This window comes from Paenibacillus rhizolycopersici (assembly GCF_014947195.2).
Classification (GTDB): domain Bacteria; phylum Bacillota; class Bacilli; order Paenibacillales; family Paenibacillaceae; genus Fontibacillus; species Fontibacillus rhizolycopersici.
Genome location: NZ_JADCNN020000051.1, coordinates 1 through 629, shown reverse-complemented (window position 1 = coordinate 629; position 629 = coordinate 1). Strand labels below are relative to the sequence as shown.

The window sequence follows — 629 nt, the reverse complement described above, 5'->3', positions numbered from 1 at the left end:
TGTGATTTAAATCACATATATAGTGAAAAAAATCACATATAATAAAGACATCAAAGATGATCATCCGAAAAACAAAATCGAACGACAAACCAAAGGAGTGGGAATCATGTTTAACAATTTCCTTAGAACAAACAAAGTGGCAATGTGGCTCTTGACCGTCATCCGCGTTTACCTCGGCTATCAATGGATCGAAGCCGGCTATCATAAACTGACCGGCGGCTTCGACGCCGCAGGCTTCCTAACCGGAGCGATTGCGAACAGCACCGGTGACCATCCCGCCGTGCAAGGTTGGTGGGCGACCTTCCTGCAACACTTCGCCCTGCCGAACGTCGACCTCTTCAACGTGATGGTGCCTTACGGCGAATTCCTGGTCGGCATCGGGCTCATTCTCGGTACCTTCACCACCTTCGCCGCGTTGATGGGCTTCGTGATGAACGCCGCGTTCCTCTTCTCGGGTACGGTAAGCACCAACGCACAAATGTTGATTCTTGAAGTGCTGGTCCTCGTCGCCGCCGCCAACGCCGGCAAAATCGGCCTCGACACCTACGTACTTCCTTACCTCCGCAAACTGTTTCATAAGAAAGACGATGCCGGTACGCAAACCCCGGCGCCTAAACAACCGCTGAACG

1 protein-coding gene is annotated in these 629 nt (G+C 51.8%); it reads left to right on the top strand.

What is annotated here, in order from left to right; genetic code table 11:
• Positions 1–106: 106 nt before the first annotated feature.
• A partial coding sequence (locus IM700_RS22940; RefSeq protein WP_193419159.1) for a DoxX family protein occupies positions 107–629 on the top strand: 523 nt, incomplete at its 3' end.